Source organism: Burkholderia sp. F1, assembly GCF_050813845.1.
GTDB lineage: Bacteria > Pseudomonadota > Gammaproteobacteria > Burkholderiales > Burkholderiaceae > Burkholderia > Burkholderia ubonensis.
In genome coordinates this window covers 417,382-439,912 of the sequence record NZ_CP172421.1, presented here as the reverse complement: position 1 = coordinate 439,912, position 22,531 = coordinate 417,382, and the positions used below count along the sequence as shown (strand labels likewise).

Below are 22,531 nucleotides of genomic sequence, written 5' to 3'. Positions count from 1 at the left end.
CCCCGGCCGCTGCCGGCGTGGCCCGCCTACGCCGGCGGCGGGCCCTCTCCCCATCCCTCCGCATCCGCCAGCGCAAGCGGCGCCGATACCAGCGGACGATGCGACGCCCCCGTGTGCGACAGCACGCTTTCGAACAACGTCAGCGCTTCGAAATGCAATTCGACCGGCTGGCGCAACTCGCCGCCGCGCGCCGGCTGCCCGACCGCGTAGTGCGGCAGCCGCGCGAGCGTCACGTGCGGCCGAAACGGCCGGCGATCGGTCGGCATGCCGACGTCCTGCAACGCCGCCACCAGCGCGTCGTTCAGCGCGACCAGCGCCGGCTCGACGCCGAGCTCCGCGACGATCAGGCGCGCCTTCGGCAGACTCGGCCACCACGCAAGCCGCTCGACCTGCTGCAGCGGCAATGCGTGCGCAGTCGCCAGCGCCGGCAGCCGCGCGGCGAGCGCGTCGCACCGGTCGCGCTCGATCGCGCCGAGAAACGCGAGCGTCACGTGCAGTTGCTCCGGCTGCGTGCGCCGTGCGCCGCGCGCGACCGGCAGCGCGTGCAATGCGTCGCGCGACGCCGCGTCGGGCATCAGCGCGACGAATGCACGGAGCCGGTCGCCGTTCATCGTCAATTGGCCGCGACGCCCGTCGCGACGCCGATTGCCGGCGCTGCCGCCGGACGCTGCGGCAGCGGGCCGTGCTCGCCCCACACGTCCTTCGGCAGCACGTGCGCCAGCTCCGGAATCGTGTTGCGCGTAAACACCGGATCGGCGACGCCCGCGGCGCGCTGGCGACGGTAATCGCGCCATGCGGCGTGCGCGTACTTGCCGAGCGCGAGGATCGCGATCAGGTTGATGATCGCCATCAGGCCCATGCTGGTGTCGGCCATCGCCCACACGAGCGGCAACTGGCCGACGCTGCCGAACATCACCATCCCGAGCACCGCGATGCGGAACACCGGCAGCACGCCGCGCCGCTTCGTGATGAAGTCGACGTTGCCCTCCGCATACGCGTAGTTGCCGATCACCGACGAGAACGCGAGGAAGAAGATCGCGACCGCCATGTAGATGCCGCCCCAGTCGCCGACGTGGCTCGAGATCGCGCGCTGCGTGAGCGCCGCGCCTTCCATGCCGGTGCCGAGCTCGTACTGGCCGGACAGCAGGATCACGAACGCCGTCGCGCTGCAGATCACGATCGTGTCGACGAACACGCCGAGCATCTGGATCAGCCCCTGCGCGACCGGATGCCGGGTGCTGGCGGTCGCCGCCGCGTTCGGCGCGCTGCCCATGCCGGCTTCGTTCGAGAACAGCCCGCGCTTCACGCCGATCGCGATCGCCTGGCTGACCGCGTAACCGGTCAGGCCGCCCGCCGCCTGCTCGAATCCGAACGCGCTCTTCACGATCAGCACGATCACGTCCGGCACCATCGCGATGTGCGTCGCGACCGCGTAGACCGCGAGCGCGAGGTAGCCGATCGCCATCAGCGGCACGATCACCTGCGCGACGGCCGCGATCCGGCGGATCCCGCCGAAGATGATCGGCGCGGTCAGCAGCACGAGGGCAAGGCCGACGGTCTCGCGGCTCCAGCCGAACGACGTATGGAACGCGTCGGCGATCGCGTTCGCCTGCACCGCGTTGAACACGAAGCCGAACGCGAGGATCAGCGACAGCGAGAACAGCACGCCGAACGCGCGCGAGCGCAGGCCTTGCTGGATGTAGTACGCGGGGCCGCCGCGATAGGTGCCGTCCGGGTGCGAGACCTTGAAGATCTGCGCGAGCGTCGCCTCGACGAACGCGGACGACATGCCGACGAGCGCCGTCATCCACATCCAGAAGATCGCGCCCGGCCCGCCGACCGTCAGCGCGACCGCGACGCCGGCGATGTTGCCGGTGCCGACGCGGCTCGCGAGCCCGGTCGCGAACGCCTGGAACGACGAGATGCTGCCCGGCTCGCCCTTGCTGCCGACGAGCCGCATGCTGAGGAACAGCGCCTTCAGCTGGATCATCCGGAACCGCAGCGTGAACCACGCGCCCGCGCCGAGCAGCAGCGCGATCAGCACGTAGTTCCACAACACGCCGTTGACGACGTCGATCAACCCATGCACGAGTGCTTCCATCCGGTCTCCTTTTAAATGGGGTCAGTTATGGCCGGCTGATTAACGTGCCGGAGGGCAACATGATATGACAATTCGCAAGATTTCTTACAAAACGAAAGAAAAAGAGATGACATGAAATCGGCATTGGATGTCATCAGGTTAGGCGACGCTTCGCGAAAATGCGGGGAAGCCACGCGGCGAGGGCGCGGACGGCGACGTGATGATTGTTGACCACATGACATGCGCGTCGAGGCACCACACCTGCAAGACGACGAATGTGGCGCGATCGGCCAGCTAACCGATGTCAAGATACGCGCGTGCCGGTTCGGTCAAGCGATCCGCTAAAACGACAACACGATTGCGAACGAACCAGCCCTCTTTGACATTCCGAAACGTTTTCGATGGCGCATATAGGCCAATGAGTGGTGCTTTCATATTCGTCGCTTTGCTTAGCCCATTCGTTCCGCGCTCACCGCTACCAAACACCACGATCTTTACCCTGACAGGGTCGGCATGCCGTTCTGGAAAAGGCTCTCCGGCAATCGGAGCAGTCCCCGGATGTTTGCATGTCGTGCCGCGAGCTTTCACGAAAGATCCTCGAAAGCATGCGGACCGAAGGATGTCGCATCACCGCCATCTCTGGAATGATGGGTGAGCCCCCTTGCGTCAAAGGCAACAAAGGTTGATGCCAAACACTTCGGATAACGAATTACTTTGCAAATCAAGAACAGTACGGGGATTGAAAATGACGGATCGAGATTAATCAGTACCTGAAAATATTGAGAGAATTGCACAAACGCGACACCATCGAGAAAGACGGCGATTTTTAGCAAGCTCGACAGCCCTCCCCCTCCTGGCATTATTGAAACACTCAACATGTTCCGCACAATCCGATGCGATGCCGTCGACTTCAGTCACTGCGCCGCGTTTACCGAGTCTCGACGGTTTTTCCGGCAAGGTTGGCGGTGGAGGGGCAATGTCAGAGGCCTCGCTCGGCTATCCAAAGCTCTTGTGCTTCGGCAGATATTGTTCCGCCACCGAAATTTTCAATGACGCAGACTATGGCGACATGATTGCCACGACAGAGGAATTCTTCCAATTTCTGTTCGAGAGTCGAAACGCATTATTCTGTCAAAATCAATTAACTTTAGTAGGCGAATTTACCGGATGGCTTGCGAGAGGCGGCTACAAGAATTTCCCAGGCGCAAATTCGTATAGTCTTAACGTCGCACTGGGCCACGCCGACGCATCGACACTATTCGGCATCTACGCAAACCAGCTGAATGGAATCCGCCCAATATCAGAATTCCAATTTTACGGAAGCCCATTCATGTTCATTGGAGCCGTCTACTATTGGATTTTCGGAAATGGGGAGCGCAGATCACTCAATCTTGAATCCATGAATCTAAGAATGGGGACCTCGGATTTCAAATTAATCCAGGACAGCATAGAAAATCCTGGATATGGCCCTGGCACTTACCCGATCGACGGACCATTTAGCACCAGTATCTTCAATCACGGCGAGCATGATTTCTGGTCTGCCACGACTGTGGGGCGCGTCTCGGGTCATGTTCGAGGAACATTAACGATGCGGGAAGACAACACCTATTGGTTCGTTGGCTCCTACACATTGAATCCCGACAGATTCGATGCAGACCGCTCCAATCGGCCATTCCTGCAGGAATGGATGACCACACGCTTGAGAGAAATCGGCTCCGTGTTTGGGCACACTGACTGTCAAATCTACTTCACTGGCGAAAAGGAAATATCATTTTCAGGTCGACGGCCTGTCCAGAACGCTGAAACGCGTCCGCCCCAAGCAGTTCACCGGCCATCGTTCGGCGGGCTCATGCGTCCGGGACGCTGGTAGGTCGCAGCCAGTGGGGACCTTCAACTGTAATCACTCCCTCCCTCGTCGGGAGGGCATCCAATCACAATCATGATCTCAACAGTCATTCGCTACAGCATTCGCCTCTTGCTTATGCTTGGTGCGACTGCCGTCGCTCTCGTCTTCCTATTTCTTATCATCGTTGGGATTGCGAGATACGAGAGAGATGAAGGTCATTGTCCTGATGCACCAGTCGGAGAACTTGAGGCAAAAATTCTCACGTTCGCTAAAGAACAAGGCATACATCTGAACGAGGTCGAATTCGTCGGCACACCCCGCTACCATGCCGACACGCTCGGCTGGTGGGGATTCGATCTGAAGTCGCGCGAAGGAAACTATGTCGCGACAATCGATTGCGACCGTCGCGTCACGGGCTTCGGGAAAATTCAAAAACTTCCTCTCGAGCCGCCAAAGCCGACGCAATGACGTCATTCGCCAGCAAGCGTTGGACCGCATGCCTTCGGTCACCGGTCTTGCCGTCGGTTCAACAAAGAAACCGGGTGCCCTTTCGGGCGCCCGGCCTGATACGACTACGCGAACTGCGTTCAGCGCGGCAGTTCCGAATGCCCCATCAGGTACGCATCGACCGACCGTGCGCACTGGCGGCCTTCGCGGATCGCCCACACGACGAGCGACTGGCCGCGGCGCATGTCGCCGGCCGCGAACACCTTGTCGACCGACGTGTAGTACGCGCGATCGCCTTCGGTCGCCGCCCGCGCGTTGCCGCGCGCGTCCTTGTCGACGCCGAATGCCTCGAGCACCGGAGAAGCCGGCTGCGTGAAGCCCATCGCGAGCAGCACCAGATCGGCCTTCATCTCGAACTCCGAGCCCGGCACTTCCTGCATCTTGCCGTCCTTCCACTCGACGCGCGCCGCGATCAGCTTCTCGACCTTGCCGTTCTTGCCTTCGAAACGCTTCGTCGCGACCGCCCAGTCGCGCTCGCAGCCTTCCTCGTGCGACGACGACGTGCGCAGCTTGATCGGCCAGTATGGCCACACGAGCGGCTTGTTTTCCTCTTCCGGCGGCTGCGGCAGCAGCTCGAACTGCGTGACGCCCTTCGCGCCGTGACGGTTCGACGTGCCAACGCAGTCCGAACCCGTATCGCCGCCGCCGATCACGACGACGTGCTTGCCCTTCGCGAGCAGCTGGTCGACGAGCTTGTCGCCGGCGTTCACGCGGTTTTGCTGCGGCAGGAAGTCCATCGCGTAGTGGATGCCGGCCAGCTCGCGGCCCGGCACCGGCAGGTCGCGCGGCGTTTCCGAGCCGCCCGCGATCACGACCGCGTCGAACTCTTCCTTCAGCGTCGCCGGCGAAATGGTTTCCTTCGCCATGTTGCCGATCGAGTCCGGCAGCGCGTCCTTGCCGATGAACACGCTGGTGCGGAACGTCACGCCTTCCGCTTCCATCTGGCGCATGCGGCGGTCGATCAGCCACTTCTCGAGCTTGAAGTCCGGAATCCCGTAGCGCAGCAGGCCGCCGATCCGGTCGCTCTTCTCGAACACCGTCACGTCGTGGCCCGCGCGTGCGAGTTGCTGCGCGGTGGCGAGGCCCGCGGGGCCGGAGCCGACGACCGCGACCTTCTTGCCCGTCTTGTGCGCGGAAGGCTGCGGCTGCACCCAGCCTTCCGCCCATGCCTTGTCGATGATCGCGTGCTCGATCGACTTGATGCCCACCGGGTCATCGTTGATCCCGAGCGTGCACGCCGCCTCACACGGCGCCGGGCAGATGCGGCCCGTGAACTCCGGGAAGTTGTTGGTCGAATGCAGGACCTCGATCGCCTGACGCCAGTCCTGGTGGTACACCAGGTCGTTGAAGTCCGGGATGACGTTGTTGACCGGGCAGCCGTTGTTGCAGAACGGGATGCCGCAGTCCATGCAGCGTGCGCCCTGGACCTTCGCGTCCGCGTCGGACAGCGCCTGGACGAATTCCTTGTAGTGCTTCACGCGCGTGAGCGGTGCCTCGTACGCCTCGTGGCGGCGTTCGAACTCCAGAAAACCGGTTGCCTTGCCCATAAGGTGCTCTTCTGATTCCGTGTATCGGGTGGGGGAGCCGCGCGGCCCGTCAGGCGCGCGCGGCCTCTGCTGTGTCGTTCGTCGCTCAGGCGGCCAGCTCTTCCTTCGCCGCCTTCTTCGCACCGATCTCGCCCAGCGCGCGCTTGTATTCGTGCGGGAACACCTTCACGAACTGGCGCCGCGCCGCGTCCCAGTTTTCCAGCAGCGATTTCGCGCGCGGCGAACCGGTGAACTGGAAATGACGCTCGACGAGCCCCTTGAGCAGCGCTTCGTCCGTCGTGCCCGCATGCCAGAGCGCGCGGTCGACCGTGCGTTCCTGCTCGGCCTGCTGCAGCACCGGATCGAGCGCGACCATCGACTTGTTGCACTTCGCCGCGAACGTGCCTTCCGGGTCATACACGTACGCGACGCCGCCCGACATGCCGGCCGCGAAGTTGCGGCCCGTGTCGCCGAGCACGACGACCGTGCCGCCCGTCATGTATTCGCAGCCGTGGTCGCCCGTGCCCTCGACGACCGCCGTCGCGCCCGAGTTGCGCACGCAGAAGCGCTCGCCCGCGACGCCGCGGAAGAAGGCCTCGCCTTCGATCGCGCCGTACATCACCGTGTTGCCGCAGATGATGTTTTCCTCGGACTTGCCGCGGAAGTCGTTGGTCGGACGGATGATGATCCGGCCGCCCGACAGGCCCTTGCCGACGTAGTCGTTACCGTCGCCGACGAGGTCGAGCGTCACGCCCTTCGCGAGGAACGCGCCGAAGCTCTGGCCCGCCGTGCCCTTCAGCTGGATGTGCACCGCGTCGTCGTCGAGGCCGTCGTGGCCGTGCTTCTTCGCGATCACGCCCGACAGCATCGCGCCGACCGTGCGGTTCACGTTGCGCACCGGCTGGATGAACGACACGTGCTCGCCGTTCTCGATCGCGGCCTTCGCCTTCTCGATCAGCACGTGGTCGAGCGCACGCTCGAGGCCGTGGTCCTGCACGTCGACGTGACGCGGCGCGACGTCCTCGCACTCTTCCGGCTGGTAGAACACGCGCGAGAAGTCGAGGCCCTTCGCCTTCCAGTGCTCGATGCCCTTGCGGGTGTCGAGCAGGTCGGCGCGGCCGACGAGGTCGTCGAACTTCGCGATGCCGAGCTGCGCCATGATCTCGCGCACTTCCTCGGCGACGAAGAAGAAGTAGTTGACGACGTGCTCCGGCTGGCCCGAGAACTTCGCGCGCAGCACCGGGTCCTGCGTCGCGACGCCGACCGGGCACGTGTTCAGGTGGCACTTGCGCATCATGATGCAGCCCTCGACGACGAGCGGCGCCGTCGCGAAGCCGAATTCGTCCGCGCCGAGCAGCGCGCCGATCACGACGTCGCGGCCGGTCTTCATCTGGCCGTCGGCCTGCACGCGGATGCGGCCGCGCAGGCGGTTCAGCACCAGCGTCTGCTGCGTTTCGGCGAGGCCGAGCTCCCACGGCGTGCCCGCGTGCTTGACCGACGACAGCGGCGACGCGCCGGTGCCGCCGTCATGGCCGGCGATCACGACATGATCGGCCTTCGCCTTCGCGACGCCCGCGGCAACCGTGCCGACGCCCACTTCCGACACGAGCTTCACCGAGATGCTCGAGCTCGGATTCACGTTCTTCAGGTCGTGGATCAGCTGCGCCAGATCCTCGATCGAGTAGATGTCGTGGTGCGGCGGCGGCGAGATCAGGCCGACGCCCGGCACCGAGTAGCGCAGCTTGCCGATGTACTCGGACACCTTGTGGCCCGGCAGCTGGCCGCCTTCGCCCGGCTTCGCGCCCTGCGCCATCTTGATCTGGATCTGGTCGGCCGACGCGAGGTATTCCGCCGTCACGCCGAAGCGGCCCGACGCGACCTGCTTGATCTTCGAGCGCAGCGAGTCGCCGTCCTTCAGCGGGATGTCGCTGACGATCTCGTCGCCGATCACCGACTTCAGCGACTCGCCCGCCTTGATCGGGATGCCGCGCAGCTCGTTGCGATAGCGCTTCTCGTCCTCGCCGCCTTCGCCGGTGTTCGACTTGCCGCCGATCCGGTTCATCGCGACCGCGAGCGTCGCGTGCGCTTCGGTGCTGATCGAGCCGAGCGACATTGCGCCCGTCGCGAAGCGCTTGACGATGTCCTTCGCCGGCTCGACTTCGTCGATCGGGATCGCCTTCGCCGGCGACACCTTGAACTCGAACAGGCCGCGGAACGTCATGTGGCGCTTCGTCTGGTCGTTGATCAGGTGCGCGTATTCCTTGTACGTCTGGTACGAGTTGCTGCGCGTCGCGTGCTGCAGCTTCGCGATCGAATCCGGCGTCCACATGTGGTCTTCGCCGCGCACGCGGTATGCATACTCGCCGCCCGCGTCGAGCATGTCGCGCAGCACCGGGTTGTCGCCGAACGCGTCGCGGTGCAGGCGGATCGCCTCTTCCGCGACTTCGAACAGGCCGATGCCGCCGACCTTCGACGCCGTGCCCTTGAAGTACTTCTCGACGAGGTCGGTCGCAAGGCCGAGCGCTTCGAAGATCTGCGCGCCCGTGTACGACATGTACGTCGAGATGCCCATCTTCGACATGACCTTCTGCAGGCCCTTGCCGACCGCCTTCGTGAAGTTGTACACCGCCTTTTCCGGCGACAGGTCGCCCTTCAGGCCGTCGGCCATCTGCGCGAGCGTTTCCATCGCGAGGTACGGGTGGACCGCTTCCGCGCCGTAGCCGGCGAGCAGAGCGAAGTGGTGCGTCTCGCGCGCCGACCCCGTCTCGACGACGAGGCCCGTGCTGGTGCGCAGGCCCTGCTGGACGAGGTGCGTGTGGATCGCCGAGGTCGCGAGCAGCGCGGGGATCGCGACGTGCTCCGCGTCGGTCTTGCGGTCCGACACGATCAGGATGTTGTAGCCCGACTTCACCGCGTCGACGGCTTCCGCGCACAGCGACGCGAGGCGCGCCTCGATGCCGGCCTTGCCCCACGCGACCGGGTAGCAGATGCTCAGTTCGTAGGAACTGAACTTGCCGCCCGTGTACTGGTCGATCGCGCGGATCTTCGCGATGTCCTTGAAGTCGAGCACCGGCTGCGACACTTCGAGCCGCATCGGCGGGTTGATGTTGTTGGTGTCGAGCAGGTTCGGCTTCGGACCGATGAACGACACGAGCGACATCACCATGTTCTCGCGGATCGGGTCGATCGGCGGGTTCGTGACCTGCGCGAACAGCTGCTTGAAGTAGTGATAGAGCGTCTTGTTCTTGTTCGACATCACCGCGAGCGGCGAGTCGTTGCCCATCGAGCCGACCGCTTCCTCGCCCTGCTGCGCCATCGGCGCCATCAGGAACTTCAGGTCTTCCTGCGTGTAGCCGAACGCCTGCTGGCGGTCGAGCAGCGTCGCGCCCTGGCTGCGGCCGGCCGCGACCTCTTCCGCCTTCGGCTCGATCTCGTCGAGCTTGATGCGCACGGCGTCGATCCAGCTCTTGTACGGCTTAGCGTTCGCGAGGTTGTCCTTGAGCTCCTTGTCGTCGATGATGCGGCCGTGTTCCATGTCGATCAGGAACATCTTGCCCGGCTGCAGGCGCCACTTCTTGACGATCTTCGATTCGGGGATCAGCAGCGTGCCGGCTTCCGACGCCATGATCACGAGATCGTCGTCGGTCACGATGTAGCGCGCCGGGCGCAGGCCGTTGCGGTCGAGCGTCGCGCCGATCTGGCGGCCGTCGGTGAATGCGATCGCGGCGGGGCCGTCCCACGGCTCCATCATCGCGGCGTGATATTCGTAGAACGCGCGGCGGTTCTCGTCCATCAGCGTGTGCTGTTCCCACGCTTCCGGGATCATCATCATCACCGCGTGCACGAGCGGATAGCCGGCCATCACGAGCAGTTCGAGGCAGTTGTCGAACGAAGCCGTATCCGACTGGCCCGGGTAGATCAGCGGCCAGAGCTTCGGCAGGTCGTCGCCGAGCACGTGGCTCGCGATCGCGCCGGTACGCGCGTTCAGCCAGTTGACGTTGCCCTTCACGGTGTTGATCTCGCCGTTGTGCGCGATCATCCGGTACGGGTGGGCCAGCTCCCATGCCGGGAACGTGTTGGTCGAGAAGCGCTGGTGCACGAGCGCGAGCGCCGACACGACGCGCGCGTCCTGCAGGTCGCGGTAGTACACGCCGACCTGGCCGGCCAGCAGCAGGCCCTTGTAGACGACCGTGCGCGCCGACATCGACGGCACGAAGTATTCCTTGCCGTGCTTCAGCTTGAGCGCCTGGATCCGGTGGCTGGCGGTCTTGCGGATTACGTAGAGCTTACGCTCGAGCGCGTCCGTCACCATGATGTCCTTGCCGCGGCCGATGAAGATCTGACGGATCAGCGGCTCGGTCGCCTTCACGGTCGGCGAGATCGGCATCGCGTGGTCGACCGGCACGTCGCGCCAGCCCAGCACCACCTGACCCTCGGCCTTCACGGTGCGCTCGAGCTCCTGCTCGCACGCGATCCGCGACGCGTTTTCCTTCGGCAGGAAGATCATCCCCACGCCGTACTCGCCGGCGGGCGGCAGCGTCACGCCCTGCTTCGCCATTTCCTCACGGTAGAACGCATCCGGAATCTGGATCAGGATCCCCGCGCCGTCGCCCATCAGCGGATCGGCGCCGACCGCGCCGCGGTGGTCGAGATTCTCGAGGATCTTCAGACCCTGTTCGATGATCTCGTGGCTCTTCTTGCCCTTGATGTGAGCGACGAAGCCGACGCCGCAGGCGTCGTGTTCGTTTTGCGGGTCGTACAGACCTTGCGCGGCGGGCACCGCGGTGAGCGGCTGCTGGTGGTCGTTCATGGGGACACCGTCGTAAAGGGGCCTCGAGGGCCGTTGAACCATTTTGTTGTTGCCGCCGATCCCGCTCCCGGCGGGAGGCGGCGCGGCCGACAGTGGGCTGGGCAGGCTTCGCCCGGGGCCACCGGAATTCGGAATATACGCGACGAATCAAAGGAATAGCAACAAAAACCGCTTGATGTGACCCCACTTAAACAGATGCATCGATCTGGTGCCATTTTATTAGGGCCGTATCGTTTTGGTGCAAAAAGAAGCGGCACCCGCGGCGCCGCCTCCTGGTCCGCCTGTCCGCGCTTATTGCTGGATCGGCGGCGTGTTCTCGCGCACCTTTCGAGGGCGTCCGCGCGGCAGCGGCGACACGCGCCGGTTCGCGGTGCGCGCCGCCCATTCGCGATAGGTCTCGCCGCCGAGCACCCAGCCCTTCAGCGTCGCCTGCTGCAACTGGTCGGCCTGCCGCTCGTCGAGCGGCTGCTCGCACAGCTCCTTGTACGAGCGCTGCCGTTCGAACGGCGTATTGCCGAGCGCCCAGTAGAGCGGATGGTCGGTGATCAGGCTGTCGACGGTGAGCCCGACGTGATGCCGGTAGCTCGACCAGCGATAGGCGTCGGGCGTCGCGACGAGCTGTGCGCGCACCGGACTCATCTCGACCACGCGGCTCGCGAGCAGGAAATACCGCTCGCCTTCGATCACCGTCGCGCGATAGCGGCCTTCCCACAGGGTGCCGCGCCGCGAATAGCGGCGGTTGAAATGCGCGACGTAGCGCCGCCCGACCGCCTGCATCGCCTTCGGCAGGCTGGCCTCGTCGCTCGGCGTCACGAGCAGCTGCACCTGGCGCGGCAGCAGCACGTAGGCGTGCACCGCCAGGTGATGATCGCGCGCCGCAGCCTTCAGGCAATCGATGAAGAGCTCGTAGTCCTGGTCGTCGACGAACGCGGGTTGCTGATCCAGGCCGCGCAATATCACGTGCTGCGGCTGGTCGGGAACGTAGAGTCGTGCTAACCGTGCCATGCTGAATGTCCGTTTGATCGCGTTAGGAAATACCCGAAGGTCCAATTGTGCGCACTTGCGTAGAATCCTCCCGCTCTCGGCGCTGAATCGTACGGTCGTGCGAATCCTAGGGAGAAAACTCTAACTTACAAGCTTGTTTGGTTTTAAACGCAGTAGTCATAATGAGCACGCCTTTGATCGGAGGAGACACAATGAAACGAAAACTGGCCATTACGGGGGCCGCAGCGCTCGCGTTTACATTCGCGGGCGGTCCGGCACACGCACAATCCGCAGGCAGCTTCTACGTCAGCAACGGCTGGCTCCATTTTTCGCCGCAGGACAGCAGCGATCCGCTGTTCGTCTATCGCGTCGGCGGAACGCCCGTCAACCAATCCGTTCCCAACACCGGCGCCGGCATCAATGATGCCGACACCCTCGGGCTCGCGGCCGGCTACTTCGTGACCGACCACATCTCCACCGAACTCGTCGTCGGGGTGCCACCGAAGTTCGACATCACCGGCAAGGGTCAGTTCGAACGTTTCGGCGTGCTCGGTCGCGCGTACCAGTGGAGCCCCGCGGTGTTGCTCCGATATCACTTCAACTCGGCCACCTCGAAGTTCCGGCCCTATGTCGGCGTCGGCGTGACCTACGTGTGGTTCACCGGCGCGAAGATCACGAACGGCGCGTTCGAAAACGGCGTGCTCGGCGGCCCGACCAGCGCGACGACCAGCAACCAGTGGGCGCCCGTCTTCAACGCCGGCTTCACGTACAACTTCACCGACCACTGGTTCGCCGGGCTGTCGATTTCGTACGTCCCGGTGAGCGTCACCGCGACCTTCACGACGGCCAAGCGATCCCAGGTCGGCACCCTGACCGAAACGTCGAAGGCGAAGATCTCCCTCAACCCGATCGTCACCTTCCTGAACGTCGGCTACCGCTTCTAAGCGTAGTCGAATATTTGGGGAATGGTTAATCCCGCTGCAATTTGTAGCGGAATTTTCCTGGCGTTACCCCTCCGCAAAGCAGAACGCCCCGGACGGAAACCCGCCGGGGCGTCGTTTTTTCGCGTCAGGTTCGCTCGTTAGAGGATTCCGTCCAGCGCACGCGGGCCGATCAGGTCGATCCGGTCGGTGCAGACCGCGTCGACACCCCAGCGCACGAGTTCGCGCGCCCGTTCGGGGTCATTGACCGTGTAAACCAGGATCCGCAGCCCGGCCGCCTTGATCGCGCGCACGAGCGGCTCGTCGAGCCGCGTGTGGTCCGCATGCAGCGACACGCAGCCGAGCGCGTCGACCGCCTGCGCGCGCCAGTCGTCCGGCACCGCCTCATACAGCATCCCGCGCGGCAGCGCGGGCGCCGTTTCGCGCGCCTGCAGCAACGCTTCGAACGAGAACGACGACAACAGCGGCGGCACCGCGGCGCCGCGCCAGCAGGCGGCCGCGTCCGCGGCCACGCGCTGCCCTGTTTCGCGCTCGCGGCCCGGGCACGGCTTGATCTCGACGTTCACCGCCAGCCCGAGCGCGACGCAGCGCGCCGCCGCCGCCTCGAACGTCGGCATCCGCTCGCCCGCGAAGCGCGCGTCGAACCACGCGCCGGCGTCGAGCGCCGCGAGTTCCGCATAGCGCATCCCGGCCGCCGGCCCGTGGCCGTCCGAGGTCCGGTCGACCGTATCGTCGTGCAGCAGGAACGTGATGTCGTCGGCCGACAGCTTCGCGTCGAATTCGACCATCGTGTGGCCGCGCCGCGCGCCTTCGTCGAGCGCGGCGAGCGTGTTCTCCGGCGCGAGCGTGCCGCCGCCGCGATGGGCGACGACGCGCGGGTACGGCCAGTCAGGACGGAAAGTCATCGGAACGCCTCGCAACAGGAACAGGTTCAGCCGGCGCGCTTGCCGGTCTCGGGATCAAAGAAATGCAGCCGGTGCGCGGGCAGCGCGACCGCGAGCGCCGTGCCGCGCGCGGGGCGGTCCGCGTGCGGCAGGCGCACCGCGACATCGTGCGCGCCCCAGCGGCCGTGCACCAGGTTGTCCGCGCCGAGCAGCTCGCACGAATCGACCGGCAGTGTGACATTCGGCAAGCCCGGCTGCGGCGTCATGTGCTCCGGGCGCACGCCGAGCACCCAGTCGCGGCCTGTCGCGATCTCCGCGCCGAGGCCCGGCACGCCCGCGACCGGCAGGTCCGGCCCGCCGCCCGCGACAGTGAACGTCGCGCCGTCCGCGGACAGCCGCCCGTGCAGCAGATTCATCGCCGGCGAGCCGATGAAGCCCGCGACGAACACCGTCGCGGGCTTCTCGTAGACGTCGACCGGCGCGCCGATCTGCTCCGCGTGGCCGCGATTCATCACGATCACGCGCTGCGCGAGCGTCATCGCCTCGATCTGGTCGTGCGTGACGTACACGCTCGTCGTCGCGAGCCGCGCATGCAGCCGCTGGATCTCGAGCCGCATCTGCACGCGCAGCTTCGCGTCGAGGTTCGACAGCGGCTCGTCGAACAGGAACACCGACGGCTCGCGCACGATCGCGCGCCCCATCGCGACCCGCTGCCGCTGCCCGCCCGACAGCTCGCGCGGGCGCCGCGCGAGCAGCGGCTCGAGCTCGAGGATCTTCGCGGCCGCGGCGACGCGCGCGTCGATCGTCGCGCGCTCGATGCCGCGGATCTTCAGCCCGTAGCCCATGTTCTGCGCGACCGTCATGTGCGGATACAGCGCATAGTTCTGGAACACCATCGCGATATCGCGATCCTTCGGCTCGAGCGCGTTGACGACCCGTTCGCCGATCGCGATCTCGCCGTCCGTCACGCTCTCGAGCCCGGCGATCATCCGCAGCAGCGTCGACTTGCCGCAGCCCGACGGCCCGACCAGCACGATGAATTCGCCGTCGGCAATTTCGACGTCGATGCCGTGCAGCACCTGCTGCTTTCCGTCATAGGATTTCCTGACGCCCCTCAAGCTCAGCGCAGCCATACGTCGTCCTTCTCCTCGTAGCGTGTCCGTGGTTACTTTTCAGAATCGACGAGGCCGCGCACGAACCAGCGCTGCATCGCCAGCACGACGACGAGCGGCGGAATCATCGCCAGCAGCGTCGCCGCCATCACGTAATGCCATTCGGTCGCCGTGTCGCCGCTCGCGATCATCGTCTTGATGCCGACCACGGACGTCGACAGCGACGCCTCCGTCGTGATCAGGATCGGCCACAGGTACTGGTTCCACCCGTAGATGAAGGTGATCACGAACAGCGCAGCGATGCTCGTCTTCGACAGCGGCAGCACGACGTCCCAGAAGAAGCGCAGCGGCCCCGCGCCGTCGATGCGCGCCGCGTCCATCAGCTCGTCGGGCAGCGTCATGAAGAACTGGCGGAACAGGAACGTCGCGGTCGCCGACGCGATCAGCGGCAGCGTGAGCCCCGCGTAGGTGTTCGTCAGGTGCAGCGTCGACACGACCTGCACGGTCGGGAAGATCCGCACCTCGACCGGCAGCATCAGCGTGACGAAGATCAGCCAGAACGCCGTATTGCGGAACGGGAAGCGGAAATAGACGATCGCGTATGCGGACAGGATCGACACCGCGATCTTGCCGACCGCGATGCCGAGCGCCATCGCGAAGCTGTTGGCGAGCAGCAGGCCGAACGGCGCGGTCGTGCCGCCGCTGCCGTGCCGCCAGATGTACGCGACGTTCTCGATGAGGTGCGTGCTCGGCACGAGCGACAGCGGCACCGTGAACACTTCCTGCGCGTTCATCGTCGCCGCGCAGAACGCGACGTAGACGGGGAACACGAGCAGCACGACGCCCGCGATCAGCACCGCGTGGCAGAACAGGTCGAAGCCCTTGCGATTCTCGATCATGCGTATTGCACCCTGCGTTCGACGAAGCGGAACTGGATCACCGTCAGCCCGACGACGATCGCCATCAGCACGACCGACTGCGCGCCCGAGCTGCCGATGTCGAGCCCCTGGAAGCCTTCCGCGAAGATCTTGTAGATCAGCGTCTTGGTGCTCTGCGCGGGGCCGCCGGCGGTCGCGGCGTCGATCACCGGGAACGTGTCGAAGAACGCGTAGACGAGGTTCACGACCAGCAGGAAGAAGCTCGTCGGCGACAAGAGCGGCAGCACCACGTGGAAGAAACGCCGCACCGGGCCCGCGCCGTCGATCGCGGCCGCCTCCATCAGCGAGCGCGGGATCGCCTGCAGCCCCGCGTAGAAGAACAGGAAGTTGTAGCTCACCTGCTTCCACACCGACGCAAGCACGACCAGGAACATCGCCTGCCCGCCGTTCAGCGCGTGGTTCCAGACGATTCCCGACTTCGCGAGCGCGTAGGTGACGAGGCCGATGCTCGGGTTGAACAGGAACGCCCACAGCACCGCGGCGATCGTCGGCGCGACCGCGTACGGCCAGATCAGCAGCGTGCGGTACGCGCGCGCGCCGCGCACCACGCGGTCCGCGCACGCGGCAAGCAGCAGCGACACGACGAGCCCGCTCACGGTGACGAGCGAGCTGAACACGAGCGTCGTGCGAAACGAGTCGAGATACAGCGGATCGGTGAACAAATGCGCGAAGTTCGCGACGCCGACGAACTCGCTCGACGTGCCGAACGCGTCCTGCATCTGCGTCGACTGCCACAGCGCGACGCCGGCGGGCCACAGGAAGAACACGCCGGTGATCGCGAGCTGCGGCGCGATCAGCAGGTACGGCAACAGGCTCGTGCCGAAACGGGAACGGGATTGCATCGCAGAGGTCCGGTCAGGCCAGAAGGCAAGGATGAATGGCCGCCGGCCGTCGCGCGGGTTCGCGCGACACGGCCGGCGGCGCAGGGCGAAGCGCGCTCAGCTGCCCGACTTCTCGAAACGGCGCAGCAGCTCGTTGCCGCGCGTGGCCGCGGAATCGAGCGCATCCTTCGGCGCCTTCTTCTGCGCCCAGACCTGCTCGAACTCCTCGTCGACCACCGTGCGGATCTGCGGCATGTTGCCGAGCCGCAGCCCCTTCGTGTACGGCAGCGGCGGCTTGTTCATCATCTGCTTGATCGCGGTTTCCGCGCTCGGGTTCTTCGCGTAGAAGCCCTGCTGGCGCGTCAGGTCGTACGCGGCCGTCGTGACCGGCAGGTAACCCGTGTCCTGGTGCCACTTCGCGGCGACGGCCGGCGAGCTCAGGTACGCGAGGAATTTCGCGACACCCTTGTAGGTCGCCGGGTCCTTGCCCGCCAGCACCCACAGGCTCGCGCCGCCGATGATCGCGTTCTGCGGCGCACCCTTCACATTCGCGTCGTACGGCATCATGCCGGTGCCGAAATCGAACTTCGCGAACTTGTGCAGCGTCGCGAGCGCGCCCGACGACGTCGTCATGATCCCGCAGTCGCCGCTGTAGAACTTCGACGACGCCTCGTCCTTGCGACCCGCGTACGTAAACGTGCCGTCCTTCGCCATCTGCTGCAGGAACTGGACGTGCGCGACCTGCTGCGGCTTGTTGAACTCGAGCACCGCGTCGGTGCCGTCGAAGCCGTTGTTGCGGCTCGCGAACGGCAGGCCATGCCACACGCTGTAGTTCTCGAGCTGGATCCAGCCCTGCCAGCCGGTCGTGAAGCCGCACGCCATGCCTGTCTTGCGCAGCTTTTCCGCATCGGCCTTCACTTCGTCCCAGGTCTTCGGCGGCTGGTTCGGATCGAGCCCGGCCTTCTTGAACGCGTCCTTGTTGTAGTACAGCACCGGCGTCGAGCTGTTGAACGGCATCGCCACCAGATGGCCCGTCTTCGCGTCGCTGTAGTAGCTCGCGATGGTCGGCACGAACGCCTTTTCGTCGAGCGGCACGCCGGCCTGCTTGAACACGTCGTAGACGGGCACCACCGCCTTCTTCGCCTGCATCATCGTCGCGGTGCCGACTTCGTAGACCTGGAGGATCGCCGGCGCGTTGCCGCTGCGATACGCGGCGATGCCCGCCGCGAGCGCCTGGTCGTAGGTCCCCTTGAAGACCGGCACGATCTTGTAGTCGCTTTGCGACGCGTTGAACTGCGCGGCGATGTCGTTGACCCGCTCGCCGAGCGCGGCTTCCATCGCATGCCAGAACTGGATTTCCGTCGCCGCGAATGCTGCGTGCTGCGCGCCGACCAACAGCGCGCCCCCGAGCGCGAGCGAGCGAACCAGCGTCCCTACGGGCTTGTTCTTCATCGACCTCTTCTCCTATGAAAACGATACCAACCGCTTGTACGGCTTTCCCGTTGCCAGCGAACCGGCGAAGTCTAGTGATCGATTGTGACAGTCAGTTGTCGCTGACGACGAACAGCCGCTGATATTCCTTCAGCGCGAATCGATCGGTCATGCCGGCGATGTAGTGGGCGACGAGGCGCGGCTGCTTCGCCGGATCGTCCGACTGGTACGGCGGCGGCAGCAGGCGCGGATCGTCGCAGAACGCGTCGAACAGGCCGGTGACGACGCGCTGCGCCTTGTTCGCCATCCGCATGACCTGGTAATGGCGGTACAGGTTCTTGAACAGGAAGCGCTTGAGCGCCGCCGCCTGCGCGGCGACCGCTTCGCTGTGCGCGACGATCGGCGGCGCCGCGCGCACGTCGTCGAGCGACGCCGGTGCGATGCGCGCGAGATTGCGCGTGGTTTCGTCGATCAGGTCGACGATCAGCGTATTGATGATGCGGCGCACCGTCTCGTGCACGAGACGCCGGCCTTCGAGATGCGGGAATTCGGCGAGCGCCTCGTCGTAGTGGCGCTGCCAGAGCTCGACTTCCGCGAGCTGCTCGATCGTGACGAGCCCGGAGCGCAGGCCGTCGTCGACGTCGTGGTTGTTGTAGGCGATCTCGTCGGCGATGTTCGCGAGCTGCGCCTCGAGCGACGGCTGGCGCCCCTGAAGGAACCGCTCGCCGAGTGCGCCGAGCTTGCGCGCGTTCTCGCGCGAGCAGTGCTTGAGGATGCCCTCGCGCGTCTCGAAGCAGAGATTCAGGCCGTTGAACGCGCCGTAGTGCTCCTCGAGCTCGTCGACGACGGCGAGGCTCTGCAGGTTGTGCTCGAAGCCGCCGTGCTCGCGCATGCACGCGTTGAGCGCGTCCTGCCCCGCATGGCCGAACGGCGTATGGCCGAGGTCGTGCGCGAGCGAGATCGCCTCGACGAGATCCTCGTTCAGCCGCAGGTTGCGCGCGACCGAACGCGCGATCTGCGCGACTTCGAGGCTGTGCGTGAGGCGGGTGCGGAACAGGTCGCCTTCGTGATTGACGAAGACCTGGGTCTTGTATTCGAGCCGGCGGAATGCGGTCGAGTGGACGATGCGGTCGCGGTCGCGCTGGAATTCGGTGCGGGCTGCCGGCGGCGGCTCGGGATGGCGCCGGCCGCGCGAGCACGACGCGTGCGCGGCATACGGAGCGAGATGGGCTTCCAGCGCCGCCAGCGTCGGCGGCTCGGCCACCGGCGCGGCAGATGCATGGCTGGCCTGGGGCAGTTTGCTGCTGGATGTCTCGCTCACGTCTCCTCCATGTCAGGGGCGCCGGGGCATCCGGGCCGCAGTTACCGGGTCGCCGCCGCCAGTGTAGCGAACACCGCTTCGTCGGGCGCCGGCGTGATCAGCGTATCGCCGAAGCGCTTCAGCAGGATGAACTTGATCGCGCCGGCTTCCGCCTTCTTGTCGACGCGCATCAGGTCCATGTAGCGCGCGTCGCCGAGCGCCGGCGCGCGGGTCGGCAGGTGCGCGGCCGCGATCACCGCGTCGAGGCGCTGCCGCGACGCTTCGTCCAGCAGGCCGAGCCGCACCGACAGGTCGCCCGCCATCACCATCCCGCAGCCGACCGCCTCGCCGTGCAGCCACTCGCCGTAGCCGAGCCCGGCCTCGATCGCGTGGCCGAACGTGTGGCCGAAGTTGAGGATCGCGCGCAGGCCGCCTTCTCGTTCGTCGGCCGCGACCACGCTCGCCTTGATCTCGCACGAGCGCTTGACGGCTTCGGCAAGCGCGCCGGGCTCGCGACGGTTCAATGCGTCGACGTTCGCTTCGATCCAGTCGAAGAACGCGGCGTCGGCGATCGCGCCGGTCTTGATGATTTCGGCGATGCCCGCCGCCAGTTCGCGGCCGGGCAGCGTCGTCAGCGCGCCGATGTCCGCGATCACCGCCTGCGGCTGGTAGAACGCGCCGATCATGTTCTTGCCGAGCGGGTGATTGATGCCGGTCTTGCCGCCGACCGACGAGTCGACCTGCGACAGCAGCGTCGTCGGCACCTGGATGAACGGCACGCCGCGCATGTAGCACGCGGCCGCGAAGCCCGTCATGTCGCCGATCACGCCGCCGCCGAGCGCGACGAGCGTGGTCTTGCGGTCCGCACGTTCGGTCAGCAGGCCGTCGAAGATCAGGTTCAGCGTTTCCCAGTTCTTGTACGCCTCGCCGTCCGGCAGCACGACCGTCGACACGCGCTTGCCGAGCGGCGCGAGCGCGGCGCGCAGCGCATCGCCGTAGAGCGGATCGACCGTCGTGTTCGTGACGATCGTGACGGACGAGCCCTTGATGTGGGGCGCGAACAGTTCGGTGCGGCCGATCAGGCCGGCGCCAATATGAATCGGATAGGCGCGGTCGCCCAGATCGACGTTGACAGTAATCATGCTTGTATAGGCTTGGCGACGACGCCCGCCATTTCGAGTTGCATCAGCACCATGTTGACGAGGCCGTTGACCGACGGGCGGCCGGTTTCGATGACGAAATCCGCGCATTCTCGATACAGCGGATCGCGCACTTCGTAGAGCGCTTCGAGACGCGCCTTCGGATCGTCGGTCTGCAGCAGCGGCCGGTTCTTGTCCTTGCGCGTGCGCAGCCACAGATCGTGCGGATTGGCGCGCAGATAGACAACGATGCCGTGGGATTTGAGGCATTCGCGATTTTCGGGGCGCAGGATCGCGCCGCCGCCCGTTGCGAGCACGATGTTCTCGCGCTGCGCGAGCTCGGCGATCATCTGCGCTTCGCGGTCGCGAAACCCGGCTTCGCCTTCCATCTCGAAGATCACCGGAATGCGTGCGCCCGTCCGCGCCTCGATCTCGTGGTCGGAGTCGAAGAACGCCCTGTCGAGCCGGCGCGCGACCGCGCGGCCCACGGTGGTCTTACCCGCTCCCATGAGGCCGACGAAAAATACGTTTGGGTGTGGATCCCGCGCTTGCAACGGCTTTCCTTTGCTTCAATCTTGCTGGTGTGTGGCGCAGCTTACTGGCAAAGCGGCTGCCTTGTCGAGCCTGGGCCGGCGGCGTCCGGGCCGGTTTCGCCGGCCGCCGGCTCGCCGCCGCCAGCCGCGTCGCAACGCGCGCCGACCACCGTCGGGGTGATGAAGACGACCAGCTCGCTGCGCTGGTCGCGCTGCGCGCGATGCCGAAACAGCGCACCCAGAATCGGTATTTTGCCCAAGAGCGGCACCCGCGTCACATCGTCCCGGCGCAACTGCTCGTAAATCCCGCCAATCGCGACCGTCCCGCCGTCCTCCACCTCGACGCGGGTCTGCACGTGCTTGGTATGGATCGCCGGGCCGGCCGCCGTCGGCTCGCCGACGCTGTCCTTCGTGACGTCGAGGTCGAGCACGACGCGCCCGTCCGGCGTGATCTGGGGTTCGACCTCCAGCTTCAGCGTCGCCCGGCGGAACTGCACGCCGCTCACGCCGTTGCCGACCTTCGCCTGGTAAGGCAGCTCCGCGCCCTGTTCGACGATGGCCTTCGCGCGATCGGCCGTCACGACGCGCGGGCTCGACACGATCTGTCCCCGACCTTGCGCCTCGAGCGCGCTCAGTTCGACGTCGAGCACGCGGCTCAAGGGCGCGGCGAACAGCGTGAAGCCTGCCGTGGCCGCTTCGAAGCCGCCGAGTGGCCGCGCGGCCAGGTCGAGCGCGTTGCGCGTCCCCGCGGCGAAGGCGGCGCCGTCGGCTGCCGCCGCCCGCTCCTGGGCGCGCAACGCGAGGCGGGCGCCGAGATTGCGCGAAAAGCCCTGCTCGCCCTCGACGATGCGCGCCTCGATCCGGACCTGCCTCGACGGCCGGTCGATCGCGTCGATCAGGCCCGCAATCTGCGTGATGCGCGGCGCGAGATCGGTGACGAACAGCTGGTTCGTGCGCGAATCGGCCGCCGCCGCCCCGCGCTTCGACAGCAGGCGCTGCCCCGCCGCGCCGGTCAGGAGCCGCTGCACGTCCTGCGCGCGCGGATAGTGGAGCAAGAAGGTGCGGCTGGCGAGCGGCTCGAGATCCGCCGCCCGCGCGTGCGCCTCGAAGCGTTCGCGCTCGCGCGCGGCCAGCTCCGCCGCGGGCGTGATCCAGATCACGTTGTCGCGCCGGGACATCGCGAGCCCGTGCGTATCGAGCAGCGTGTCGAACGCATTTCGCCAGCGGACATGGTTCAGACGTAGCGATACCGTGCCGCGCACCTGCTCGCTGACGATGATGTTGAGCCCCGTGAACCGGGCGAACGCGTCGAACGCGGCGGCCAGGCTGACGCCGTGCAGGTTCAGCGACATCCGCCGGTCGTCGTCCGCATCGGCGGGCCGGCGCGCGGCGTCGCTCATGCGGATCGGCGGCGGCAACGGGATCGGCGGGCCTTCCAGGGCAGGCGCCGTTACTGCGATCGCCGCGGGCGCGGCGCGCGGCGCCGGCTCCGGTTGCGGCGGCATCTCGGCCGTCGGCGGCGCGTGCCCGACGCTGTCGACGGCGCCTTGCGGCAGCGGCACGTCCGGCGCGTCGGCGTGCCACGCCGCGGCCGGCCACACGCGCGGCAGCGGCGGCAACGCGCCCGACGCCGCGCCAGCGTATAACCCGATCCAGACGACTGTCGCGCGCAACATGCT

Annotated in this window: 18 protein-coding genes; 3 read left to right on the top strand and 15 right to left on the bottom strand. The window is 66.0% G+C overall.

What is annotated here, in order from left to right; translation table 11 throughout:
* Positions 1-26: 26 nt before the first annotated feature.
* The 3 genes from thpR to ACFIMZ_RS02095 form a co-directional block, all read right to left on the bottom strand.
* On the bottom strand, positions 27-611 hold the full coding sequence (thpR, locus tag ACFIMZ_RS02105; RefSeq protein WP_431821181.1) for an RNA 2',3'-cyclic phosphodiesterase: 585 nt from the start codon (positions 609-611) through the stop codon (positions 27-29).
* 2 nt (positions 612-613) lie between these two features.
* Positions 614-2,101, bottom strand: coding sequence for an alanine/glycine:cation symporter family protein (locus tag ACFIMZ_RS02100; protein ID WP_431821180.1), 1,488 nt, complete (start codon positions 2,099-2,101; stop codon positions 614-616).
* 563 nt (positions 2,102-2,664) lie between these two features.
* Positions 2,665-2,958: a hypothetical protein gene (locus tag ACFIMZ_RS02095; RefSeq protein WP_431821179.1), complete on the bottom strand. Its 294-nt coding sequence runs from the start codon at positions 2,956-2,958 to the stop codon at positions 2,665-2,667.
* Positions 2,959-3,056: 98 nt separating this feature from the next.
* Here ACFIMZ_RS02095 and ACFIMZ_RS02090 point away from each other — a divergent pair, with 98 nt between their 5' ends.
* Positions 3,057-3,950, top strand: a complete 894-nt coding sequence (locus ACFIMZ_RS02090) for a lipid II-degrading bacteriocin (protein ID WP_431821178.1) — start codon at positions 3,057-3,059, stop codon at positions 3,948-3,950.
* A 69-nt stretch (positions 3,951-4,019) separates the two neighbouring features.
* Positions 4,020-4,394: a hypothetical protein gene (locus ACFIMZ_RS02085; protein ID WP_431821177.1), complete on the top strand. Its 375-nt coding sequence runs from the start codon at positions 4,020-4,022 to the stop codon at positions 4,392-4,394.
* Between the two features lie 119 nt (positions 4,395-4,513).
* On the opposite strand, the gene ACFIMZ_RS02080 is transcribed toward ACFIMZ_RS02085, so the two are convergent.
* The 3 genes from ACFIMZ_RS02080 to ACFIMZ_RS02070 all read right to left on the bottom strand — a co-directional run bounded on the left by ACFIMZ_RS02080 (position 4,514) and on the right by ACFIMZ_RS02070 (position 11,774).
* Positions 4,514-5,980: a glutamate synthase subunit beta gene (locus tag ACFIMZ_RS02080; RefSeq protein WP_431821176.1), complete on the bottom strand. Its 1,467-nt coding sequence runs from the start codon at positions 5,978-5,980 to the stop codon at positions 4,514-4,516.
* An 85-nt stretch (positions 5,981-6,065) separates the two neighbouring features.
* Complete coding sequence (locus tag ACFIMZ_RS02075) at positions 6,066-10,769, bottom strand: glutamate synthase-related protein (RefSeq protein WP_431821175.1); 4,704 nt, start codon at positions 10,767-10,769, stop codon at positions 6,066-6,068.
* Positions 10,770-11,060: 291 nt separating this feature from the next.
* Positions 11,061-11,774 (bottom strand): transposase, encoded by a 714-nt coding sequence (locus ACFIMZ_RS02070; protein ID WP_431821174.1) that lies wholly within the window; start codon positions 11,772-11,774, stop codon positions 11,061-11,063.
* A gap of 191 nt (positions 11,775-11,965) precedes the next feature.
* On the opposite strand from ACFIMZ_RS02070, the gene ACFIMZ_RS02065 reads away from it, so the two are divergent.
* On the top strand, positions 11,966-12,697 hold the full coding sequence (locus ACFIMZ_RS02065) for an OmpW/AlkL family protein (RefSeq protein ID WP_431821173.1): 732 nt from the start codon (positions 11,966-11,968) through the stop codon (positions 12,695-12,697).
* A 137-nt stretch (positions 12,698-12,834) separates the two neighbouring features.
* On the opposite strand, the gene ugpQ is transcribed toward ACFIMZ_RS02065, so the two are convergent.
* The 9 genes from ugpQ to ACFIMZ_RS02020 all read right to left on the bottom strand — a co-directional run bounded on the left by ugpQ (position 12,835) and on the right by ACFIMZ_RS02020 (position 22,528).
* Entirely contained in the window at positions 12,835-13,599 is a 765-nt protein-coding gene (gene ugpQ / locus ACFIMZ_RS02060) for a glycerophosphodiester phosphodiesterase (protein ID WP_431821172.1), read from the bottom strand.
* 26 nt (positions 13,600-13,625) lie between these two features.
* On the bottom strand, positions 13,626-14,711 hold the full coding sequence (locus ACFIMZ_RS02055; RefSeq protein ID WP_431821171.1) for a sn-glycerol-3-phosphate import ATP-binding protein UgpC: 1,086 nt from the start codon (positions 14,709-14,711) through the stop codon (positions 13,626-13,628).
* A gap of 32 nt (positions 14,712-14,743) precedes the next feature.
* Positions 14,744-15,589: a sn-glycerol-3-phosphate ABC transporter permease UgpE gene (gene ugpE, locus ACFIMZ_RS02050; protein WP_431821170.1), complete on the bottom strand. Its 846-nt coding sequence runs from the start codon at positions 15,587-15,589 to the stop codon at positions 14,744-14,746.
* Positions 15,586-16,470, bottom strand: a complete 885-nt coding sequence (gene ugpA / locus ACFIMZ_RS02045; RefSeq protein WP_431821169.1) for a sn-glycerol-3-phosphate ABC transporter permease UgpA — start codon at positions 16,468-16,470, stop codon at positions 15,586-15,588. The genes ugpE and ugpA overlap by 4 nt, the downstream gene beginning before the upstream one ends.
* Positions 16,471-16,566: 96 nt before the next feature.
* Positions 16,567-17,901 carry a sn-glycerol-3-phosphate ABC transporter substrate-binding protein UgpB gene (gene ugpB / locus ACFIMZ_RS02040; protein ID WP_431821168.1) on the bottom strand — a complete coding sequence of 445 codons (1,335 nt, stop codon included), beginning with the start codon at positions 17,899-17,901 and terminating at the stop codon, positions 16,567-16,569.
* A gap of 91 nt (positions 17,902-17,992) precedes the next feature.
* Positions 17,993-19,201 (bottom strand): deoxyguanosinetriphosphate triphosphohydrolase, encoded by a 1,209-nt coding sequence (locus ACFIMZ_RS02035; protein ID WP_431821167.1) that lies wholly within the window; start codon positions 19,199-19,201, stop codon positions 17,993-17,995.
* A gap of 41 nt (positions 19,202-19,242) precedes the next feature.
* Positions 19,243-20,322, bottom strand: a complete 1,080-nt coding sequence (gene aroB / locus ACFIMZ_RS02030; protein WP_431821166.1) for a 3-dehydroquinate synthase — start codon at positions 20,320-20,322, stop codon at positions 19,243-19,245.
* Complete coding sequence (locus tag ACFIMZ_RS02025; protein ID WP_431821165.1) at positions 20,319-20,873, bottom strand: shikimate kinase; 555 nt, start codon at positions 20,871-20,873, stop codon at positions 20,319-20,321. The genes aroB and ACFIMZ_RS02025 overlap by 4 nt, the downstream gene beginning before the upstream one ends.
* A gap of 41 nt (positions 20,874-20,914) precedes the next feature.
* Positions 20,915-22,528 (bottom strand): type IV pilus secretin PilQ, encoded by a 1,614-nt coding sequence (locus tag ACFIMZ_RS02020; protein ID WP_431821164.1) that lies wholly within the window; start codon positions 22,526-22,528, stop codon positions 20,915-20,917.
* Positions 22,529-22,531: the final 3 nt, after the last annotated feature.

Coding starts and splice junctions, on each gene's coding strand:
- ACFIMZ_RS02075 (WP_431821175.1), bottom strand. CDS start 10,769: ATGAACGACCACCAGCAGCCGCTCACCGCGGTGCCCGCCGCGCAAGGT.
- ugpE (WP_431821170.1), bottom strand. CDS start 15,589: ATGATCGAGAATCGCAAGGGCTTCGACCTGTTCTGCCACGCGGTGCTG.
- ACFIMZ_RS02020 (WP_431821164.1), bottom strand. CDS start 22,528: ATGTTGCGCGCGACAGTCGTCTGGATCGGGTTATACGCTGGCGCGGCG.
- ACFIMZ_RS02070 (WP_431821174.1), bottom strand. CDS start 11,774: ATGGCACGGTTAGCACGACTCTACGTTCCCGACCAGCCGCAGCACGTG.
- ACFIMZ_RS02065 (WP_431821173.1), top strand. CDS start 11,966: ATGAAACGAAAACTGGCCATTACGGGGGCCGCAGCGCTCGCGTTTACA.
- ACFIMZ_RS02085 (WP_431821177.1), top strand. CDS start 4,020: ATGATCTCAACAGTCATTCGCTACAGCATTCGCCTCTTGCTTATGCTT.
- ACFIMZ_RS02080 (WP_431821176.1), bottom strand. CDS start 5,980: ATGGGCAAGGCAACCGGTTTTCTGGAGTTCGAACGCCGCCACGAGGCG.
- ugpA (WP_431821169.1), bottom strand. CDS start 16,470: ATGCAATCCCGTTCCCGTTTCGGCACGAGCCTGTTGCCGTACCTGCTG.
- ACFIMZ_RS02100 (WP_431821180.1), bottom strand. CDS start 2,101: ATGGAAGCACTCGTGCATGGGTTGATCGACGTCGTCAACGGCGTGTTG.
- ACFIMZ_RS02055 (WP_431821171.1), bottom strand. CDS start 14,711: ATGGCTGCGCTGAGCTTGAGGGGCGTCAGGAAATCCTATGACGGAAAG.
- ACFIMZ_RS02090 (WP_431821178.1), top strand. CDS start 3,057: ATGTCAGAGGCCTCGCTCGGCTATCCAAAGCTCTTGTGCTTCGGCAGA.
- ugpQ (WP_431821172.1), bottom strand. CDS start 13,599: ATGACTTTCCGTCCTGACTGGCCGTACCCGCGCGTCGTCGCCCATCGC.
- ugpB (WP_431821168.1), bottom strand. CDS start 17,901: ATGAAGAACAAGCCCGTAGGGACGCTGGTTCGCTCGCTCGCGCTCGGG.
- aroB (WP_431821166.1), bottom strand. CDS start 20,322: ATGATTACTGTCAACGTCGATCTGGGCGACCGCGCCTATCCGATTCAT.
- ACFIMZ_RS02095 (WP_431821179.1), bottom strand. CDS start 2,958: ATGTTGAGTGTTTCAATAATGCCAGGAGGGGGAGGGCTGTCGAGCTTG.
- thpR (WP_431821181.1), bottom strand. CDS start 611: ATGAACGGCGACCGGCTCCGTGCATTCGTCGCGCTGATGCCCGACGCG.